General features: G+C 69.7%; 16 protein-coding genes. 9 read left to right on the top strand and 7 right to left on the bottom strand.

Annotated elements, in window-relative coordinates:
- Positions 1-44 precede the first annotated feature (44 nt).
- The 6 genes from J4573_RS06935 to J4573_RS06910 all read left to right on the top strand — a co-directional run bounded on the left by J4573_RS06935 (position 45) and on the right by J4573_RS06910 (position 8,292).
- The gene (locus J4573_RS06935) at positions 45-1,700 is read left to right on the top strand and encodes an alpha/beta hydrolase (RefSeq protein ID WP_208254394.1); all 1,656 of its coding nucleotides are present in this window, start codon (positions 45-47) and stop codon (positions 1,698-1,700) included.
- A gap of 212 nt (positions 1,701-1,912) precedes the next feature.
- Positions 1,913-3,499 carry an alpha/beta hydrolase gene (locus J4573_RS06930; RefSeq protein WP_208254393.1) on the top strand — a complete coding sequence of 529 codons (1,587 nt, stop codon included), beginning with the start codon at positions 1,913-1,915 and terminating at the stop codon, positions 3,497-3,499.
- Positions 3,500-3,703: 204 nt separating this feature from the next.
- Positions 3,704-5,320, top strand: a complete 1,617-nt coding sequence (locus J4573_RS06925; RefSeq protein WP_208254392.1) for an alpha/beta hydrolase — start codon at positions 3,704-3,706, stop codon at positions 5,318-5,320.
- Positions 5,321-5,396: 76 nt separating this feature from the next.
- Positions 5,397-6,245 (top strand): GNAT family N-acetyltransferase, encoded by an 849-nt coding sequence (locus tag J4573_RS06920; RefSeq protein WP_208254391.1) that lies wholly within the window; start codon positions 5,397-5,399, stop codon positions 6,243-6,245.
- Positions 6,246-6,357: 112 nt separating this feature from the next.
- The gene (locus J4573_RS06915) at positions 6,358-7,233 is read left to right on the top strand and encodes a helix-turn-helix domain-containing protein (RefSeq protein WP_208254390.1); all 876 of its coding nucleotides are present in this window, start codon (positions 6,358-6,360) and stop codon (positions 7,231-7,233) included.
- A gap of 150 nt (positions 7,234-7,383) precedes the next feature.
- Complete coding sequence (locus J4573_RS06910) at positions 7,384-8,292, top strand: hypothetical protein (protein WP_208254389.1); 909 nt, start codon at positions 7,384-7,386, stop codon at positions 8,290-8,292.
- Here J4573_RS06910 and J4573_RS06905 read toward each other — a convergent pair whose 3' ends face one another.
- On the bottom strand, positions 8,293-8,700 hold the full coding sequence (locus tag J4573_RS06905; protein WP_208254388.1) for a DUF3037 domain-containing protein: 408 nt from the start codon (positions 8,698-8,700) through the stop codon (positions 8,293-8,295).
- Positions 8,697-9,524: a HipA family kinase gene (locus J4573_RS06900; RefSeq protein WP_208254387.1), complete on the bottom strand. Its 828-nt coding sequence runs from the start codon at positions 9,522-9,524 to the stop codon at positions 8,697-8,699. The genes J4573_RS06905 and J4573_RS06900 overlap by 4 nt, the downstream gene beginning before the upstream one ends.
- 46 nt (positions 9,525-9,570) lie before the next feature.
- Between J4573_RS06900 and J4573_RS06895 the strand changes: the two genes are divergently transcribed.
- A complete protein-coding gene (locus tag J4573_RS06895) occupies positions 9,571-10,233 on the top strand; it encodes a cyclase family protein (protein ID WP_208254386.1) in 663 nt (220 codons plus the stop codon).
- On the opposite strand, the gene J4573_RS06890 is transcribed toward J4573_RS06895, so the two are convergent.
- The 3 genes from J4573_RS06890 to J4573_RS06880 are packed head-to-tail and all read right to left on the bottom strand — an operon-like array spanning position 10,234 to position 13,171.
- On the bottom strand, positions 10,234-11,082 hold the full coding sequence (locus J4573_RS06890) for a TIGR03619 family F420-dependent LLM class oxidoreductase (RefSeq protein ID WP_208254385.1): 849 nt from the start codon (positions 11,080-11,082) through the stop codon (positions 10,234-10,236).
- An 8-nt stretch (positions 11,083-11,090) separates the two neighbouring features.
- Positions 11,091-12,341, bottom strand: a complete 1,251-nt coding sequence (locus tag J4573_RS06885; RefSeq protein WP_208254384.1) for an LLM class flavin-dependent oxidoreductase — start codon at positions 12,339-12,341, stop codon at positions 11,091-11,093.
- Positions 12,338-13,171: an alpha/beta fold hydrolase gene (locus J4573_RS06880; RefSeq protein ID WP_208254383.1), complete on the bottom strand. Its 834-nt coding sequence runs from the start codon at positions 13,169-13,171 to the stop codon at positions 12,338-12,340. The genes J4573_RS06885 and J4573_RS06880 overlap by 4 nt, the downstream gene beginning before the upstream one ends.
- A 150-nt stretch (positions 13,172-13,321) precedes the next feature.
- On the opposite strand from J4573_RS06880, the gene J4573_RS06875 reads away from it, so the two are divergent.
- A complete protein-coding gene (locus tag J4573_RS06875) occupies positions 13,322-14,143 on the top strand; it encodes an LLM class F420-dependent oxidoreductase (RefSeq protein ID WP_208254382.1) in 822 nt (273 codons plus the stop codon).
- A gap of 3 nt (positions 14,144-14,146) precedes the next feature.
- Here the strand turns inward: J4573_RS06875 and J4573_RS55960 are convergent, their stop codons facing one another.
- Entirely contained in the window at positions 14,147-14,926 is a 780-nt protein-coding gene (locus J4573_RS55960) for a DUF4870 domain-containing protein (RefSeq protein WP_208254381.1), read from the bottom strand.
- Between the two features lie 97 nt (positions 14,927-15,023).
- Here J4573_RS55960 and J4573_RS06865 point away from each other — a divergent pair, with 97 nt between their 5' ends.
- Entirely contained in the window at positions 15,024-16,442 is a 1,419-nt protein-coding gene (locus J4573_RS06865) for a serine/threonine-protein kinase (protein WP_208254380.1), read from the top strand.
- Here J4573_RS06865 and J4573_RS06860 read toward each other — a convergent pair.
- Positions 16,426-17,523, bottom strand: a complete 1,098-nt coding sequence (locus J4573_RS06860; RefSeq protein WP_208254468.1) for an alcohol dehydrogenase catalytic domain-containing protein — start codon at positions 17,521-17,523, stop codon at positions 16,426-16,428. The two genes, J4573_RS06865 and J4573_RS06860, sit on opposite strands and share 17 nt — an antisense overlap.
- Positions 17,524-17,755: the final 232 nt, after the last annotated feature.

Below are 17,755 nucleotides of genomic sequence, written 5' to 3'. Positions count from 1 at the left end.
GACACATGCCTGTCCGGGTTGATGAAGCTGATGAAGGGGGATATGTGAAGAAACTCGTCGTCGTGGCCGCGACGGCCGGCCTGAGCCTCACCGGGCTGGGGGCCGCTGGAGCGCAGGCCGCCACCCCGGCCGCTGCGTTCAAGCCGTCGATCGTCAAGTGGCACGCCTGTCCGGCGGACTTCGTCAAGACGGTCCACGACAACTACGACGCCCTCTACCCGGTCTCCAAGATCGTGCAGTGCGGCGAGCTGTCGGTTCCGCTCGACTGGTCCAAGCCCAAGGGCCAGAAGATCACCCTCCAGCTGACCCGCACGCCGCACACGGCGAAGGGCCCGGCCAAGGGTGACATCGTCGTGAACCCGGGTGGCCCGGGCGGCGGCGGGGCCCTGTTCGGCCCGCGCGTCTTCGCCCAGAACTCCGCGCCGATGCGCGCCGCCTACAACGTCATCGGGTTCGACCCGCGTGGCGTCGGCATGAGCAAGCCCGCCATCACCTGCGACACCAGCTACAGCCAGGGCCCGCGCCCCGACTACGGCACCGGTGACCGCAAGAGCGTGAAGACCTGGCTCGCCAAGTCCAAGGGCTACGCCAAGGCCTGTGCCAAGAAGTACGGCAAGGGCTCCAAGATCAACATGCTCGACCACATCAAGACGGTCGACGTGGTCAAGGACGTGGACGCCATCCGCGGCGCCCTCGGCCGCCAGAAGCTCGACTACTACGGCGCCTCGTACGGCACCTACATCGGCCAGGTGTACGCGACCCTCTTCCCGAAGAAGGTCGGCCGCATGGTGCTCGACGGCAACGTCGGCCCGAGCGGTGTCTGGTACAAGGCCAACCTGAGCCAGGACGTGGCCTTCGACACCAACATCAACTACTACTTCGGCTGGATCGCCAAGTACGACTCGGTCTACCACCTGGGCAAGACCCAGAAGGCCGTCCGCGCGTACTTCTACGGTCTGCGCAACAAGCTGGCCAAGAAGCCGGTCTTCGGCGCCAACTCCGACGGCACCAAGACCGTGGTCGGCTCGGACGACCTGACCGACAACATCCAGAACGCCGGCTACCGGCGCAGCCAGGCGGTGTGGCACTCCTACGCCGCCGGTCTCTCGGCCTACAAGGCCGGTGACGTCAAGGCCCTCCTCGACACCTTCGGCGCTCCCACCAAGGCCTCCGGTGTCCCGGTCGACGACAACGGCTACGCCATCTACAGCGGCGTCCAGTGCACCGACGTGCAGTGGCCGACCAGCTGGGCCAAGTGGCAGCGGGACAACACCACGATCAACAAGAAGCACCCGTTCCTGACGTGGGGCAACGCGTGGTACAACGCCCCCTGCCTGTTCTGGGGCGCCAAGGCCGGTAAGCCGACCAAGATCGGTGCCACCAAGAACCTGCCGAAGAACATCCTGATGTTCCAGTCGACCAACGACGCCGCCACGCCGTACGCCGGGGCCCTCGAGCTCCACAAGACGCTGCGCGGCTCGCACCTGGTCGTGCAGGACGGCGACCGCACGCACTGCATCGTGCACCGTGGTTCCGCCGCCGTGGACGCCTACTTCGACGCCTACTTCCTCAACGGGAAGCTGCCGAACAAGAGCACCGTCCACGTCCCGCAGCTGGGCGACCCGACTCCGCCCGCCGCTCAGGCCAACACCCTGAACGCCGGTCAGAGCCAGGCCGCGGTGAACGACGTCATCCGGTAACGATCCCCTCGCGTACCGGCTGAAGTCACCGCACTGAAGTCAGGGAGGCCCCTGTCCCCACGGGACAGGGGCCTCTCGACGTTTGGGGTGGTAACAGAGTTCCGCGAACCTTGTCACGATTTCGCATCCCTGATCGCGAACCTCTGTCGTCAAGCAGGCCGCTACCGCCACAATCTCCACCTATTGCACACGAATAGCAGCATGGGGGTTCTGTGAAGAGGCTCGTTCTCATCACGGCCGCCGTCGCGACGGCCTTCGGCGGTACAGCCGTCGCCGTCGCGGCGAACACCGGAGGAGCGTCCAACGACGTCAGCCCGGTCGCGGCCAAGGGCATCGCCTGGAAGAACTGCACTGGCTCGCTCGCCGGCAAGGCCGAGTGCGCGCAGATCCAGCTTCCGGTGGACTACAGCAAGCCCAAGGGCAAGAAGATCTCCATCGCTGTCTCCCGTGTGAAGGCGACGGACAAGAAGCACTACCAGGGCGTCCTGTTCGTGAACCCGGGCGGCCCGGGCGGCTCCGGCCTGGCCTACTCGGCGGGCCTGTCGCGCTGGCTCGGCGGCGTCGGCCACGCGGCCACCGCGGCCAAGTACGACATCATCGGCTTCGACCCGCGCGGCGTCGGCGACAGCAAGCCGGCCCTCAGCTGCGACCCCAACTTCCAGAACCCGATCCGGCCCGACTACGTGCCGCACTCGGTCAAGGAAGAGAACGCCTGGCGCGCCAAGTCGGCCAAGTACACCGCCGCCTGCAAGAAGAAGTTCGGCTGGCTGCTGCCGCACATGCGCACCACCGACGCCGCCAAGGACGTCGACCACATCCGCGCCGCGCTCGGCCAGAAGAAGATCAGCTGGTACGGCTTCTCGTACGGCACCTACTTCGGCGCCACCTACGCGACGCTGTTCCCGAACCACGTGCGCCGCATGGTCCTGGACGGCAACGTCAACCCCAAGACCGTCTGGTACGACGCGCAGCTCGAGCAGGACAAGGCGTTCGAGCGCAACATCAAGTTCTGGTTCAAGTGGACCGCCAAGTACGACTCGCTCTACCACCTGGGCAAGACCCAGAAGGCGGTCGAGGCGAACTACTACAAGGCCCGCAACGCCGCCAAGAAGGCCCCGATCGGCGGCAAGATCGGCCCGGATGAGCTGGACGACATCGTCCTGAACGCCGGTTACAACACCGGCTACTACATCCCCTACGCGCAGGCGCTGTCCGCCTGGGTCACCAAGAAGGACCCGGCCGCGCTGCTGGAGAACCTCAACCCCGGCGGCGACGACAACGGCTTCGCCGTCTACAACGCCGTCCAGGGCGCGGACGCCAAGTGGCCGCGGAACTGGAAGAAGTGGCACAACGACGCGGCCAAGCTCTACAAGCAGGGCTACCGCTTCAACACCTGGAGCAACGTCTGGTTCAACGCCCCGGTCGCCACCTGGCCGGTCAAGGGCGGCCCGGCGCTGAAACTGCAGGGCAAGAAGGGCCTGCCGGGCATCCTGATGGTCCAGGGCACGCTCGACGCCGCGACCCCGGTCGCGGGCGGCTTCAACCTGCACAAGGTCCTGCCCACCTCGCGCCTGGTCGTCGAGCTCGGCGGCAAGACCCACGCCAACACGCTCAACGGCAACAAGTGCCTGGACGACAAGGTGGCGGCCTACCTCGACACCGGCTGGCTCCCCAAGAGCAAGCCCGGCGCCGACGCCACCTGCAAGGCCGACCCGAGCCTGAACGACCCGAACCCGAACGCGGCCAAGTCCGCGGTGGCTCACACGGCCGGCAAGGACCTCCCGGTCGGCCGCCCGTAACGCTTCACCCGTAGCTTCACCCGTAAGGATCGGATCGTTCGATCCGCTCAGCGGCGAACGGCCGTGCGACCTCACTCGCGCGGCCGTTCGTCGTTTCCGGGCGACCGTTCGCCCCTTCCCGGCAGCCATTCGTCGTTTTCCGGCGGGAATCGCGGGATGCGCAGGTTCCGGTTACAGAACGGCAACCCTCGGTAGAACACATGGGTGCGCAACGTAGTCGCCGGGACGGCCGTAGCCGCCGTCCTCGGAGCCCTCGCCGGAACAGCCGCCGCCAAGCCAGCCGAAGCCGAGAAACCCCCCAAGGTACCCGGAGCGATCTCCTGGTCGTCCTGCCCGGACAACGATCCGGTGGAGGAGGACCGGCTGAAGGGGCTCGAATGCGGCTCCCTGACCGTTCCGCTCGACTACAACCGGCCCGACGGCGAGAAGATCACGCTCGCGCTCAGCCGCGCCCGGCACACCGCCAAGAAGTCCCAGGGCGTCGTGCTGCTCAACCGGGGCGGGCCCGGCGCGCACGGACGGGACATGCCGGGGATCTTCCAGGCCGGGCTGCCGGAGAAGGTGTTCGCCTCCTACGACTGGATCGGGTTCGACCCGCGCGGCGTGGGGGCCAGCAAGCCCGCTCTGACCTGCGACGAGAGCTACCAGAACCCCGGTCACCCGCGTCCCGACACCGTTCCGGCCAGCGCCAAGGCCGAGCTGGACTGGCAGGCCAAGGCCCGGGCGTACGCCGCCGACTGCGCCCGCAAGTACCCGACGGTCCTGCCGCACATGGGCTCGGCCAACTGGGCGCGCGACATGGACTCGATCCGCGTCGCGCTCGGCCAGCAGCAGATCAACTACTTCGGCTACTCGTACGGCACCTACCTCGGCGCCGTCTACGCCACCATGTACCCGCGCAACGTCCGGCGGATGGTGCTCGACAGCGTCGTCCGCCCGAGCGGCGTCTGGTACGACGACAACCTCGACCAGGACGTGGCGTTCGAGAAGCGCATCCAGGCCTACTACGCCTGGATGGCCAAGCACGACCGCGTCTACAGCCTGGGCCGTACGGCCAAGGCCGTCGCCGCCGCCTACGCCAAGGCGCGGACATCGCTGAGCGCCAAGCCGATCGACGGCGGCAAGATGGGCGGCTCGGAGCTGGACGACCTGTTCCTCGCCGACGGCTACGGCGACTACGGCTGGCCCGCTCACGCCAAGGCCCTGTCGGCCTACCTGGTCAAGCACGACCCGAAGCCGCTGGGCCGGGTCTGGAAGCCTCCGACATGGCTCGACCAGAACAACTACGCGGTCTACAACGCCGTTCAGTGCAAGGACGCCGCCTGGCCGCGCAACTGGGCGGTCTGGCACCGCGACAACTGGAGGCTGTACCGCGCGGGTAACCGTTTCGAGACGTGGAGTAACGCTTGGTACAACGCCCCGTGCGCGTACTGGGGCGTGCCGAGCGGCCCGCCGCCCGCCGTCCACGGCGCCCCGGGAGGGCCTCGGATCATGCTGATCCAGGGCACCCAGGACGCCGCGACGCCCTACCCCGGAGCGCTGGAGACACATCGCCTGTTCCCGGGCTCCAGCCTGGTCGTGCAGACCGGCGGGGGTAACCACGGGGTCGCGATGAACGGCGACGAGTGCGTCGACGGGGCCGTCGCGGCCTACTTCCGCAACGGCTCCATGCCGCCCTCCAAGCCCGGCCCGGACGCCGCCTGCCCGGTCGGCCCGCCGCCTCCGGCGGAGCGCCGCGCGCAGCGTTCCTCCAACCCCGGAACGCAGCGTCTGTCCAATCCGGGGGAGCCAGTGGCGGCGAGCGCCCGGCGGACGTCATAGGCTTGTTGGCGTGGTGCTGACAGTGCTGATGGTGCGCCGGTCCACGGCCGCGTTCAAGGGCCGGTAGACCATGCGCATGCTGGGTTCGTTGCCGGTGCGGGTATTGGACGACCGGCACCGGAACGAGGTCCTGGCGATCCTGGACGCCGACCCGGTGGCGAACGTGTTCGTCAGCTCCCGCGTGCACGCCGTCGGGCTCGACCCGGGCCGGCTCGGCGCCCAGATGTGGGGCTACATGCGTGACGGGCGGCTGTCCTCGCTCTGCTACGCCGGGGCCAACCTGATCCCGGTGAACGCGGGGCCCGACGCCGTACGGGCGTTCGGTGAGCGGGCGCAGGCCCAAGGGCGGCGCTGCTCGTCGATCGTCGGCCCGGTCGGGCCCGTCCGCGAGCTGTGGGAGTTCCTGGAGCCCTACTGGGGCCCGGCGCGGGCGATCCGCGCCGCGCAGCCGGTCATGGCCACCTCGGCGGTGCCGCCGGTCGCGATCTCCGCCGACCCGGGCGTGCGGCGGGTCCGCATGGACGAGTTCGACGTGATCTACCCCGCGTGCGTGGCGATGTTCACCGAGGAGGTCGGCGTCTCGCCGAACGCGGGCGACGGGGGAGTGCTCTACCGGGCCCGGGTCGCCGAGCTGATCCGCGCCGGGCGCGCGTTCGCCCGGATCGAGGACGGCCGGGTGCTGTTCAAGGCCGAGGTCGGCGCCGTCACGCCGTACGCCTGCCAGGTGCAGGGTGTCTGGGTGCCGCCGGACGAGCGGGGGCAGGGCCGGTCGGTGACCGGGATGGCCGCCCTGGTGGAGGAGGCGCTGCGCTCGATCGCGCCGACCGTCTCGCTGTACGTCAACGACTTCAACACGCGGGCGCGGGCCGCCTACCGCCGCGTCGGCCTCGCCGAGATCGACACCTTCATGTCCGTGCTCTTCTGAGCGGTGGAACGGTCTGGTGCCCGAGTTGTTCTGAATCGGTTTGGTCCTGGATATCGGCCCCGTTTCGGAATCTTTTGCAAACATTCCTTCCAGAGATCGATACGATCCGGCCGTGGACTTCGCCGGTGCGCTGCGCCAGGCCGTTCAGGCGAGCGGCCTGACCCTGGAGCGCATCCGGCACCGGCTCGGCCAGCGCGGACTCTCGGTCAGCGTCGCGACACTGAGCTACTGGCAGCGCGGGCGCAGCCGTCCCCGTTCGCGCGCGGTCGTGGCGGCGCTGGAGGAGGTCCTCGGCGTTCCGTCGGGGACGCTGACCGGCCCGCTCGACACCACCGAGCCGGGTGCGGCGGGTTCCGGCCAGGCCGCTATCGGACGGCTGGAGCGCGGGCGTTCACCCGCCGAGCTGTGGCCGGACCCGGACCTGTACGCGCGGGTCGTCGGCGAGCTGGACCGCTCGGGCGAGCACCGGCTGGAACGGCTCAGCACCCATGACGTGCACCAGCTCGGCGCCGACCGCAGGCCGCGCGGGCTGGCGGTACGGAACGTCCTGCGGGCGGCGGGGGACGACGTGGACCGGGTCGTGTGCGTTCACCCGGCGGGGGAGGGCGCCGAGCTGACCACGCTCCGGTACTGCCGGCCGGGCCGCGTCCGCGAGGCCGGCGGGCTGCTGGCGTTCGAGCTGGTCTTCGACCGGGTGCTGGCCGTGGGCGACACCGCCGTGATCGAGTACGAGCTGAGGCTGCCCGGCGGCGGCCCGGTCGCCGACCACTACGACCGGCGCTTCCCCCGGCCCGTGCGCGACTACCTGGCGGTCGTGCAGTTCCACCCGGAGACCTACCCGGCCCGGTGCTACGGCTTCTCACAGGAGACCAGGCACGGCCGCCACGAGCGCCTGGACGAGCTGTGGATCGGCACGTCCGGCAGCGCACACCTGGCGATGGCCGACGTCCGCCACGGCATCCTCGGCATCGAATGGGAGTGGGACTGAACGGGCTCTCTAGAAACTGAACGGGTCGGGGGACTCCGGCGCTTGGCTTTTCGGGCCCGGGATCTTACAGTGAGCGCCAGTAGAGCAAGTGCTGTTGTCAAGGCCGGAGACGACGGGGGCACGGCCCGATCCCCTCGGAGGCCGACAGTGGTGCAGAGCGTCACGGAGGACGATCTCCTCCAGATGCTGCAGTACGGCCCCTTCAACGTGGCCCTGCATGCGGCGATCCAAGCCCGTGGGCTGAGCCTCGAATCCCTGCGACGCCGGCTCGAACAGCAGGGCATCGCGGTCAGCCTGTCCACCCTCAGCTACTGGCAGCGTGGACGCACCCGCCCCGAGCGGGCCGACTCGCTGCGCGCGGTGCGCGGCCTCGAGGTGATCCTCGACCTGCCGCGGCACTCGCTCCTCACCCTCCTCAAACCGTCCGGCGAACGTTCCAGCGGACCCTGGCTGCCGGTCGAGGAACTGTGTCCCGAACCCGGCGTACGCGCCCTCATCGACGAGATAGGCGAGCGCGGTGAACGCCAGCTCACCGGCCTCAGCCTGCACGACCAGCACGTGCTCGGCCGCGGCCGGGAGCTGCGCGAGATCCGCACCCGCGCGGTCTTCCAGGCCCAGCAGCGCGGCGTGGACCGCTGGATCGCCGTCTACCACCACCCGCACCGCGTCCTGCCCTCCTCGCGTACGGCCAGCGGCTGCCGCTTCGGGCGGGTGCGGATGGACGAGAGCTCAGGGCTGATCGCCGCGGAGCTGCTGTTCGACCGTGCGCTCGCACGCGGCGAGACCTACCTGCTGGAGTACGGCTTCGGCTTCGACGAACGCGGCCCGGAGGTGACCGAGGAGGGCCGCGGCTTCCGCACCCCGCAGCACGAGTACCTGATCGAGGTGCGCTTCCATCCGGGGACGCTCCCGGCCCGCTGCTACCGGACGTGGCGCCCGGACGCGCAGACGGCGCTGAAGGACCTGGCCGACCTGCGCATGTCGAGCTACCAGAGCGTCCACTTCATCGAGTTCGGCATGTCCACCGGCTACCACGGCATCAGGTGGGAGTGGGACTGACTATTTGACCAGGAGCTCCAGGAGCCGGTCGAGCTCGGCGGCCGGGTCGGTCGTCAGTCCGGCGTGCACCGGGCCCGGCTGAACGATCGTGCTGCGCGGCGCGGTGAGCCAGCGGAAGCGCGAGCCCGGCGGCTCGGAGGCGGCCTGCCCGGCCCGTTCGCCGCCGCAGCACACGGCGTCGACGGCGTCCAGCGCCTTGCGCACGCCATCCAGGTCCAGCGCCGGGTTGAGGGCTCGCAAGCGGGTCTCATCGACGTGCGTGCGGCAGCCGAGGTAGTCCAGGGCGCGGCAGTAGACGACGACGCCCACGTTCATGAACTCGCCCCGCTCGACCCGCGGGATCACGCGCAGCGCCGCGTACTCGAACGCCTTCTTGCCGTCGTCACGGCCCGAGATGTTGTCGCTCATGCCGGACCACCCAGCCAACCGGGCCGCTTCTCGCCGCGCCGCGAGCCGGTGTCGGGCCTGTGACCGCTCATGTCCAGATCCGGCAGCCAGTCGCGGGGCTTCTCCGCCCGCGTCGCCAGGATGTCGACGTACGCCTCGCGCAGGGACTCCGGTCCGTCGAACCCGGGCTCGTTCTCCAGCCACCGGTCCGGGACCAGCCCGGTGACCTCCTGCAGCAACGCCCGCGTGATCTTCGGCGCCAGCTCCGCCTCCGCCGCGCCCAGATCGCCGACGAACGGCGTCAGCACATGGTCGTCGACGTCGTAGGGCCCCGAGAACAGCCGCGCCGCGTTCGCCCACGCGTGATGGAAGATCAAGCTTGCCCCATGGTCGATCAGCCAGGTCTGACCGTGCCAGACCAGCATGTTGGGGTTGCGCCAGCTGCGGTCCACGTTCCCGATGAACGCGTCGAACCACAGCACCCGCGCCGCCCACTCGCGGTCCGGCTTCCACCCCAGCGGATCGAAACCCAGCGACCCCGGCAGGAAGTCGACGCCGAGATTCCACCCCGTGCTGGCCTTCAGCAGGTCCTGCACATCGGGATCGGGTTCGTGCCGCCCGATGACCGGGTCCAGGTCGATGATCACCTGCTCGGGCACGCGGAACCCGAGGCGCCGGGCCAGCTCGCCCGCGATGATCTCGGCGATCAGGGCCTTGCGGCCCTGGCCCGCGCCATGGAACTTCATGACGTACGTGCCCAGATCGTCGGCCTCGACGATCCCCGGCAGCGAGCCGCCCTCGCGCAGCGGCGTCACGTACCGGATGGCGGTGACAAGAGGCAACACGCCGATCACGCTATCGGCTGCCGTGCCCGCCGCGATAATCGGCGCCATGGCAGCTGACCTGGTCGACCTGTCCGTCCCCATCGTCACCGGCATGCCGGTCTATCCCGGCGACCCCGAGGTCGAGATCACGCCCGCCCTCACCGCCGACACCGACGGCGTCAACGTGCAGCGCGTACACCTGGGCTCCCAGACCGGCACCCACGTCGACGCCCCGTTCCACATCGACCCCGCCCTGCCCCGCCTCGACGAGCTCCCGCTCTCCCGCTTCACAGGCCCGGCCAAGCTCCTGGACGCCCGAGGCCTGCCTCCCCGCACGCCCATAGGCCCAGACCGTCTCCCGCACGGCCTCAAGCCAGGCGACATCCTCCTCATGGTCACCGGCTGGTCGTCCCACTGGGGCACCGGCGACTACCTCGCCCACCCCTACCCGACCCCGGACCTGGCGCAGGCCATCATCGACAGCGGAGTCCGCACAGTGGGAATCGACGCCCTCAGCGTCGACCGCACCCCAGAGCCCGGCTCCGACGACTTCTCCCTGGCCGCCCACCAAGTCCTCTGCCGAGCAGGCGCCGTCATAGCCGAGAACCTCACCGGCCTGGAGCGCCTGCTGGCCGTCCGCGGCCAGCGCATCGAGGCCTATCTGTTCCCGTTGCGCCTTGCCGCGGATGGCGCACCCGTCCGTGCGGTCGCGAGCATCAGCCCGCGCTGATCACAGCCTTGAGATGATCTTTTCGGCGAAGCGCTCCATGCCGGCGATCTTCTCGGTGGGGGTGGACCACCAGGGTTGGGCGAGGGTGGCGGTGACGCCCCGGTCGGACCACTTGCGGTAGAGGTCGACGCTGGGGACGGCGCCGATGGGGGCCACCACGTCGAGGTCGTCGAGGGTGCGGCCGTTGTCCTTGAGGTGGCCGGTGAGGCGCTCCAGGAGTTCGGACAGCCGGTCTTCGGAGTAGATGCGGTTGCCGATCCAGCCGTCGCCCATGCGGGCGGCGCGGCGGAGGGCCGCGTCGCTGTCGCCGCCGATGAAGACGGGGACGGGCTTCGAGGGCGTGGGGGAGATGCTCAGGGGGCCGAAGTCGTAGTGCCGGCCGTGGTGCTCGACCATGCCGCCCTGCCAGAGGGTGCGGAGGGCGGGGATCATCTCGTCCAGGCGCTTGCCTCGGGTGTGGAAGTCCTGGCCCGTCTGGAGGAACTCGTCCTTGCACCAGCCGACGCCCACGCCGAAGATGGCGCGGTCGCCGGAGAGGACGGCGGCCGTCGACACGGCCTTGGCGACGGTGAACAGGTCGCGGGCCGGGGGGATGTAGACGTTGGTGGCGAAGCGGAGGCGTTCGGTCACCGACGACATGGCGCCGATGGTCACCCAGGCGTCCGGCCAGTGCGTGTCGGGGGTGTACGGGGGTGAGCCGTCGTCGGAGTAGGGGTACGACGCGTCGTAGTCGGTGTAGAAGATGTGATCCGACACCGCGAACGCGTCGTACCCGAGCCGGTCGGCCGCCTGTGCGAGGCCGAGGTACTCGTGGGTCTCGGCGAAGGTCGCCGCCAGCCAGAACTCCATCGCCGGGGTCAGTCCTGGAACTCGGGGATGACCTTGGTGGCGAACATCTCCAGGTTGCGCTTCACCGTGTCGAGCGGCAGCACGCCCTGCTGGCCCTGCATGAACAGGCCGAACCACTCCAGGTCGGGCATCCGGTCGAGCATGCGCTGGATGCCGCGCTTGACGTCGTCAGGGGTGCCGAGGAGGGCCATCTCGACGTCGTTCATGCGCTTGAAGTCGCCCTTCTCCGGAGAGATGGGCTTGTGGCTGTCGTCCTCCTTCTTGCGCAGCACCTCGAGGTAGCCGAACGGGCCGAAGAAGGAGGCGAAGTCCTTCTGCATGCCCTTGCCGTAGGTCTCGATGGCCTCCTCGCGGGTGTCGGCCATGCCCACGATCTTCAGGATGCCGGTGTGCTCGCCGAGCTTGTAGTCCTTGCCCTGCTTGGCGCACTCCTCCTGGTAGAGCTTGGCCTTGGCCGCGTGGTCGTCGGGGTTCGGCGTGAACATCCAGGGCATGATGCCCTCCTGCGCCGCCCGGATGACGCTGCGGTCGGACACGGTGAACGGCTGCCACAGCTCGGGGTGCGGGTACTGGTACGGCTTCGGGCAGACCGAGACGGACTGGATCACGCCGTTCTCGTCGATCTCGCCGGGCGCGCCGAACGTCTGCGTCCACTCCTGCGCGGGCCAGCCCTCGATGCCGGAGAACGGGGCGGGGATCTCGTAGTCCAGCACGTCGCTCTTGTAGCGGAGCGAGTCCTGCTCCCACGCCATCTTCATGATCTTCAGGACTTCGCCGAAGACGTCGAAGTTGCGGTTGTCGGACTTGGAGCCGTCCGAGCGCGCGGCGGCGGCGTGCCAGCGCTGGCCCAGCACGTTCATCCAGCGGTTCTGGTAGCCGCGGGCGACGCCGAGGCGCAGCCGGCCCTTGGAGAACTGGTCGAGGAGGGCCACGTCCTCGGCGGCGCGGATCGGGTCCCAGGCCGGCAGCACGATGCCGAGCGGCGCGAGCAGGATCCGCTCGGTCCGGGCGGCGAGGTCGGTCAGGAACATCAGCGGGTTGACCGAGAACTCGAAGCCTTCGGAATGGAAGTGGTGCTCGGTCATCATGAGCGCGTCGAAGCCGACCTGGTCGGCGTGCACCGCGATCTCGCGGACCTCGTGCAGCAGCTTCTGGTACGACTCGACGTCCCGTCCGATCGGCCGCTTGGCCTTGGCGTTCTCCTCGGCGGCCCAGCCCGACCCGGGGATCTGCGGGTTCAGGAAGATGGAAAACTTCACGCGGACTTCTCCTTGTCGAGCTCGGCGAGCTTCTCGAGTTCCTCGAGCCAGTTCTTGACGACGTGCAGGAATTCGGCCGGCCGCTCTTCGTGCAGCCGGTGCCCGGCTCCCGGCCACGCGATGGCCTTGGAGACGGGATGCTTGAGCAGTTCGTTCTCCCAGCCGGCGCGTTCGGCGTCGGCCCAGTGGACGAGCACGGGACAGGTGCGGCGGGACACGTAGGCGTCGGACTCGGGGCGGCAGCCCCACTGGTCCGCGCCGGTGAACAGCGCCGGGAAGGCCTGCCGGAGCGCGGGCTCGGCGGTGGCCTGGATCTTCCGGGAGTGCGCGGACAGGACGTGCTCGGGCGTCGCCGGGGTGTAGAGGACGGCCTCCCACGCGAGCACGGCGGCGTACGGGTCCTTGGCCAGCCCATCGATCATCGACGGCATGAACTGTGCGACCTGCTGGGGCAGCCCGTACGCGGGGTCCACGCAGACCAGGGCCCGGACGCGTTCGGGATGCTCGACGGCCAGCGCGGTCACCACCATTCCGCCCATCGAGTGGCCGAACGCGATGACCCGGTCCAGGCCCAGATGGTCGAGCAGCAGGACGAGGTCGCCGGCGGTGTCCTCCGGCCGGTAGCCGGTCTCGGGCGCCGACGAGTGCCCGTGGCCTCGCAGGTCCGGGGCGATGACCCGGTACCCGGCCTCGACCAGAGCGGGGATGTGCCACAGCCAGTCCTGGGAGTCGGCCGCGTACCCGTGCACCAGAAGGAGCGTGTCCTTGGCCTCCGCGGGGGCGTCGTCCGTATAGAACAGGCGCACATCTCCCAGGTCAGCGAATGGCATGGGCACCCCTCTCGGCGGACTGACCGAACAAGCGCACGCTACATCAATTGCGGCGAGCCGAGCAATCGCTTGGTCGAGTCCGGCCGATGTGATTCAGGTCGCCGAAACCCGAGAGTAGCCGAGCAAATGCTTGGTTGTTAGGGTGGGCTCATGCGCCTGGGGATCACAATGTTCGCGACGGATCGGGCTCTCGCTGTCCACGAGCTGGCCCGAGAGGCCGAGGCGCGAGGCTTCGGGTCGTTCTACGTGCCCGAGCACACTCATATACCGGTGTCGCGGGCCACGCCGCCGCCTACCGGGGTGGACACGCTGCCCGAGGAGTACGCGCGGACGCCCGATCCGTTCGTTGCGCTGGCCGCCGCGGCGGCGGTGACCGAACGGATCCTGCTGGGGACCGGTGTCTGCCTGCCGGCGCAGCGGGAGCCGATCGTGACCGCCAAGGCGATCGCGACCTTGGATCAGATCTCGGGCGGGCGGTTCGTGCTGGGCATCGGGTACGGGTGGAACCGCGAGGAGGCCGCCGACCACGGGGTCGAGTGGTCGACGCGCAGGGAGCGCGTACGGGAGAACGTCCTCGCCATGCGGGAGCTCTGGGAGAAGGAAGAGGCCGGGTTCAAGGGCGAGTTCGTGCAGTTCGAGCCCAGCTGGTCATGGCCCAAGCCGCAGCGAGTGCCGATCCTCGTCGGCGGCGCGCCGGGGCCGAAGCTCTTCGCCGCCATCGCCGAGTACGCCGACGGGTGGATCCCGATCGGCGGCGCGGGGATCAAGGACGCGCTGCCCAAGCTGCGCGAGGCCTGCGAGGCTCAGGGCCGGGAGACGGCGCGGATCGTCCCGTTCGGCACCCTGCCGACGGCGAAGAAGCTGGACTACTACGCCTCGCTCGGAGTCGACGAGGTCGTGCTCCGGCTGCCGTCGGCCGGGCGCGACGAGGTCCTGCCCGTGCTGGACGAGTACGCGAACACCTATCTCTAGCCGCTAGCGGATCATGCGGAAGCACCAGAAGGTCGGGATGCGCCAGTAGTTGCCCTTCCCGGCCTTGACCGCGCCCATGATCAGGAAGACCCACTGCCCGATGAGCAGCTCCAGGTACACGAAGATGAACGGGACGAAGGCGAACCCGGACTTGGTCAGCAGGTAGAGCGGCACGCAGACGACCGCCGTCGCGGCCAGGTGGATCAGCAGGGTGATCTGGAAGTTCAGCGCCTGCGCGGCGTGGTAGCGGACGAAGCCGGACTCCTTCTTCTTGACGAAGTAGATGACCAGCGGTGCCAGGAACCCGATGACCAGCATCCCGACGTAGGCGAAGATCGCCCAGGTCGTGTCGTCGTTGCGCACCTGGGTGTTCGGCCCGTACGGGACTCCGGGCGGACCGTAACCCCACTGAGCGTTGTAGCCCGGCGCCTCTCCGTAGGGAGAGTTGAACGGCGGCGGCTGCCCACCGGGCGGGTAGGGCGGCTGGCCTCCGTACGGCGGCTGGCCCGGGGGAGTCCCGTACGGCGGCTGCCCCGGCGGCTGCCCCGGCGGCTGGCCCGGCGGCGGTCCGTACGGCGGCTGGCCTCCCTGCGGACGCTCGAAACCCGGCTGCCCTGGAGGCGGCGGGGTGTCGGACGGTGGTGGGGCATCGACCGGCGGTGGGGCATCGACCGGTGGTGGGGCATCGACCGGCGGCGGCGTGTCGGACGGGGGTTCAGGCGCCTTGGCGTCCGGTGGCGGGTCGTCGGAGGACTTGGGGTCGGGCGGCGGCTGGTCGGTCACTGATCTTCCCCATCGCTCCTACGTGGATAATTTCCCAGAATCTACTTGAACTGGATCAGCGTCGCGGGCGTCTCATGTGCAGCGGAAAGGGGTGTTCATGACGGCTGCGGCCGAGGCGTTGCGTTCTGGCGATCCCGAGTATCTGGGACGGTACAGGCTGATCGCCAGGCTCGGGGAGGGCGGTCAGGGGATCGTCTTCCTCGGCGAGGATGACGGGACGCAGGTCGCGGTCAAGCTGCTGCGGTCGGGCCTGGGCTCCGATCCCGAGCCCCGCGCGCGGTTCATGCGGGAGCTGGCGACCGCCAAGCGGGTCGCCCAGTTCTGCACCGCCGCCGTGCTCGACGCGGACGTGGCCGGTGATCAGCCCTACATCGTCAGCGAGTACGTCAACGGGCCGTCGCTGAAGCACGTCGTGAGCACCGACGGGGTGCGGCGGGGCGGGGCGCTGGTCCGGCTGGCCGTCGGGACGGCGACCGCGCTGGTCGCCATCCACGAGGCGGGCGTCGTCCACCGCGACTTCAAGCCGCACAACGTGCTCCTCGGCCCGGACGGGCCGCGGGTGATCGACTTCGGCATCGCGCGGGCGCTGGACGGGACGTCGGCGACCACGAGCGGGCCGATGGGGACGCCGTCGTACATGGCCCCCGAGCAGGTGCTCGGAGAGCGCGCCGGGCCGCCGGCCGACGTCTTCTCCTGGGCCGCGACGCTGGTCTTCGCCGCGACCGGCCGCCCGCCGTTCGGCGACGACACGATGATGGCGGTCGCGACGCGGATCATGCACGAGGAGCCCGACCTCGGCTCACTGGACGGCAAGCTGCGCGAGGTCGCCCAGGCGTGCCTGGTCAAGGATCCCTCCGCACGTCCGACGGCCAACGAGGTGCTCGGGCGCCTGCTCGGGCACACGCAGCCGGACGCGACCGCCCTGGCAGCCGAGGGCAGCGATGCCGCGGCCAGGCCGAGCGACACCGGCGACCTTGGCGGCACCAGGTCCTTCCCGCCGCCCGCACCGCCCGCCGGGCTCGGCGGGAAGAAGCGGCGGAACGTGGTCGCCGTGGTGGCGGGCGTCGCCGTCGCGGCGGTGGCGGCCACCGCGATCTCGATCATGGCGCTGAACGGCGACGACAAGGGCGGAGCGGGCCAGAACACGGTCTCGCCGTCCCCTGGCCGCCCTCACGGTAAGGGCTTCTCACGGGCCTTCGCCGGCGAGTGGGCCGGCACGGTGATCCAAAGCGACGGCAAGGCGCTCAAGGCCGTCCTGACGCTGAAGGAAGGCAAGCTGAAGGGGCATATCAACTACCCCCTGCAGCGGTGCTCGGGCATGGAGAAGCTGCTCGGGGCCGGTGGTGGCCCGACTCTGTCGATGAAGGAGGAGATCACCCAGGGGGCCGACCACTGCGTCGACACCGGGACGGTCACGCTGACCTGGCAGAACGCCGACACGCTGTTCTTCACCTACGTGGGCGGTGAGAAGACCAGGACCTACGGGGTGAAGGGCGAGCTCACTCGAACACGATGACCGAGCGGGCGACCGCGCCCGACCGGACGTGCGCGACGGCGTCATTCACGCTGTCCAGCGGCACCCGCTCGCTGACCAGGCCCTCCAGGTTGAGGCGGCCGCGGCGGTAGAGGTCCACCAGCAGCGGCAGGTCGCGCGCCGGGGTGGCGTCGCCGCCCTGGGTGCCCATGAGCCGCCGTGAGCCGAACAGCTGGCCGGGCGGGATCTCCAGGTTCTTGCCGGCGGCGGGGCTGCCGACCATGACCGTGGTGCCGCCGGGCTGGGTGGAGGCGAACGCCGTGGTCAGCACCTCGGCGATGCCGGTGACGTCGAACGCGTAGTCGGTGCCGCCGCGCACGATCTCGCCGACCTGCTTCGGGAGGTCGTCGGACAGGACCGTGTGGGTGGCGCCGAACTGCTCGGCGAGTTTCAGCTTCGACTCGACCACGTCGGCGGCGATGATCGTGGTGGCGCCCGCCAGCACCGCGCCCTGGATCACGTTCAGGCCCACGCCGCCCGCGCCGACGACCAGCACGGTGGAGCCGGGCTCGACCCGCGCGGTGTTCAGCACGGCGCCGACGCCGGTCACGACGCCGCACGCGGTGAGCGCGAGCAGGTCCAGTGGCGCGTCCTTGGCGACCTTGACGCACATCGCCTCGCTGACGACGGCCTTCTCGGCGAACGAGCCGATGCCGATGTAGGGGCGCACGACCTCGCCGCCGGCCGACATGCGGGTGGTCTTGTCGCCCATCAGGCCCATGATCGCCATCATCCGGCCGGCGCCGCTGCACAGGTGCGCGTTGCCGCGCGAGCAGTTGCGGCAGCGGCCGCACGGGCCGTTCATCGCGATGATCACGTGGTCGCCGGGCTTCACCGAGGTCACGCCCGGTCCGACCTGCTCGACCACGCCGGCGCTCTCGTGCCCGAGCACGCACGGCAGATGCGACACGACCGGGCTCTTGCCGTCGATCGCCTTGATGTCGGAGCCGCAGACGCCGGAGGCGGCCACCTTGACCAGCACCTCGCCGGCCTTCGGTGCCTCGACCGTCACCTCGGCGATCTCCATCGGCTTGCCGAACTCCCGCAGCAGTGCCGCGCGCATGGTCGTGCTGGTCAAGTCGTCCACCCTCCGTGTGCCGGTGTTCAGAACCGCGGTTCAAGGTCATCCGTTGACACCGTGTTCGTCACGAACTTACCCTCACGACCAAGCGAGCGCTAGGTCACATGGGGTGGCGTTGCCCGCGTTCCTGCCCGTCTGACCGCTGTCCGGCATGGAGCGCAGCGGAATGCCGGACAGCGGTCAGACCTGCTTTGCCGAGGAGTCTGAGGGGTCG

It is taken from the genome of Actinomadura barringtoniae (genome assembly GCF_017573505.1).
Classification (GTDB): domain Bacteria; phylum Actinomycetota; class Actinomycetes; order Streptosporangiales; family Streptosporangiaceae; genus Spirillospora; species Spirillospora barringtoniae.
The sequence above is the reverse complement of the archived record's forward strand: the minus strand, read 5'-3'. Positions and strand labels throughout refer to the sequence as shown.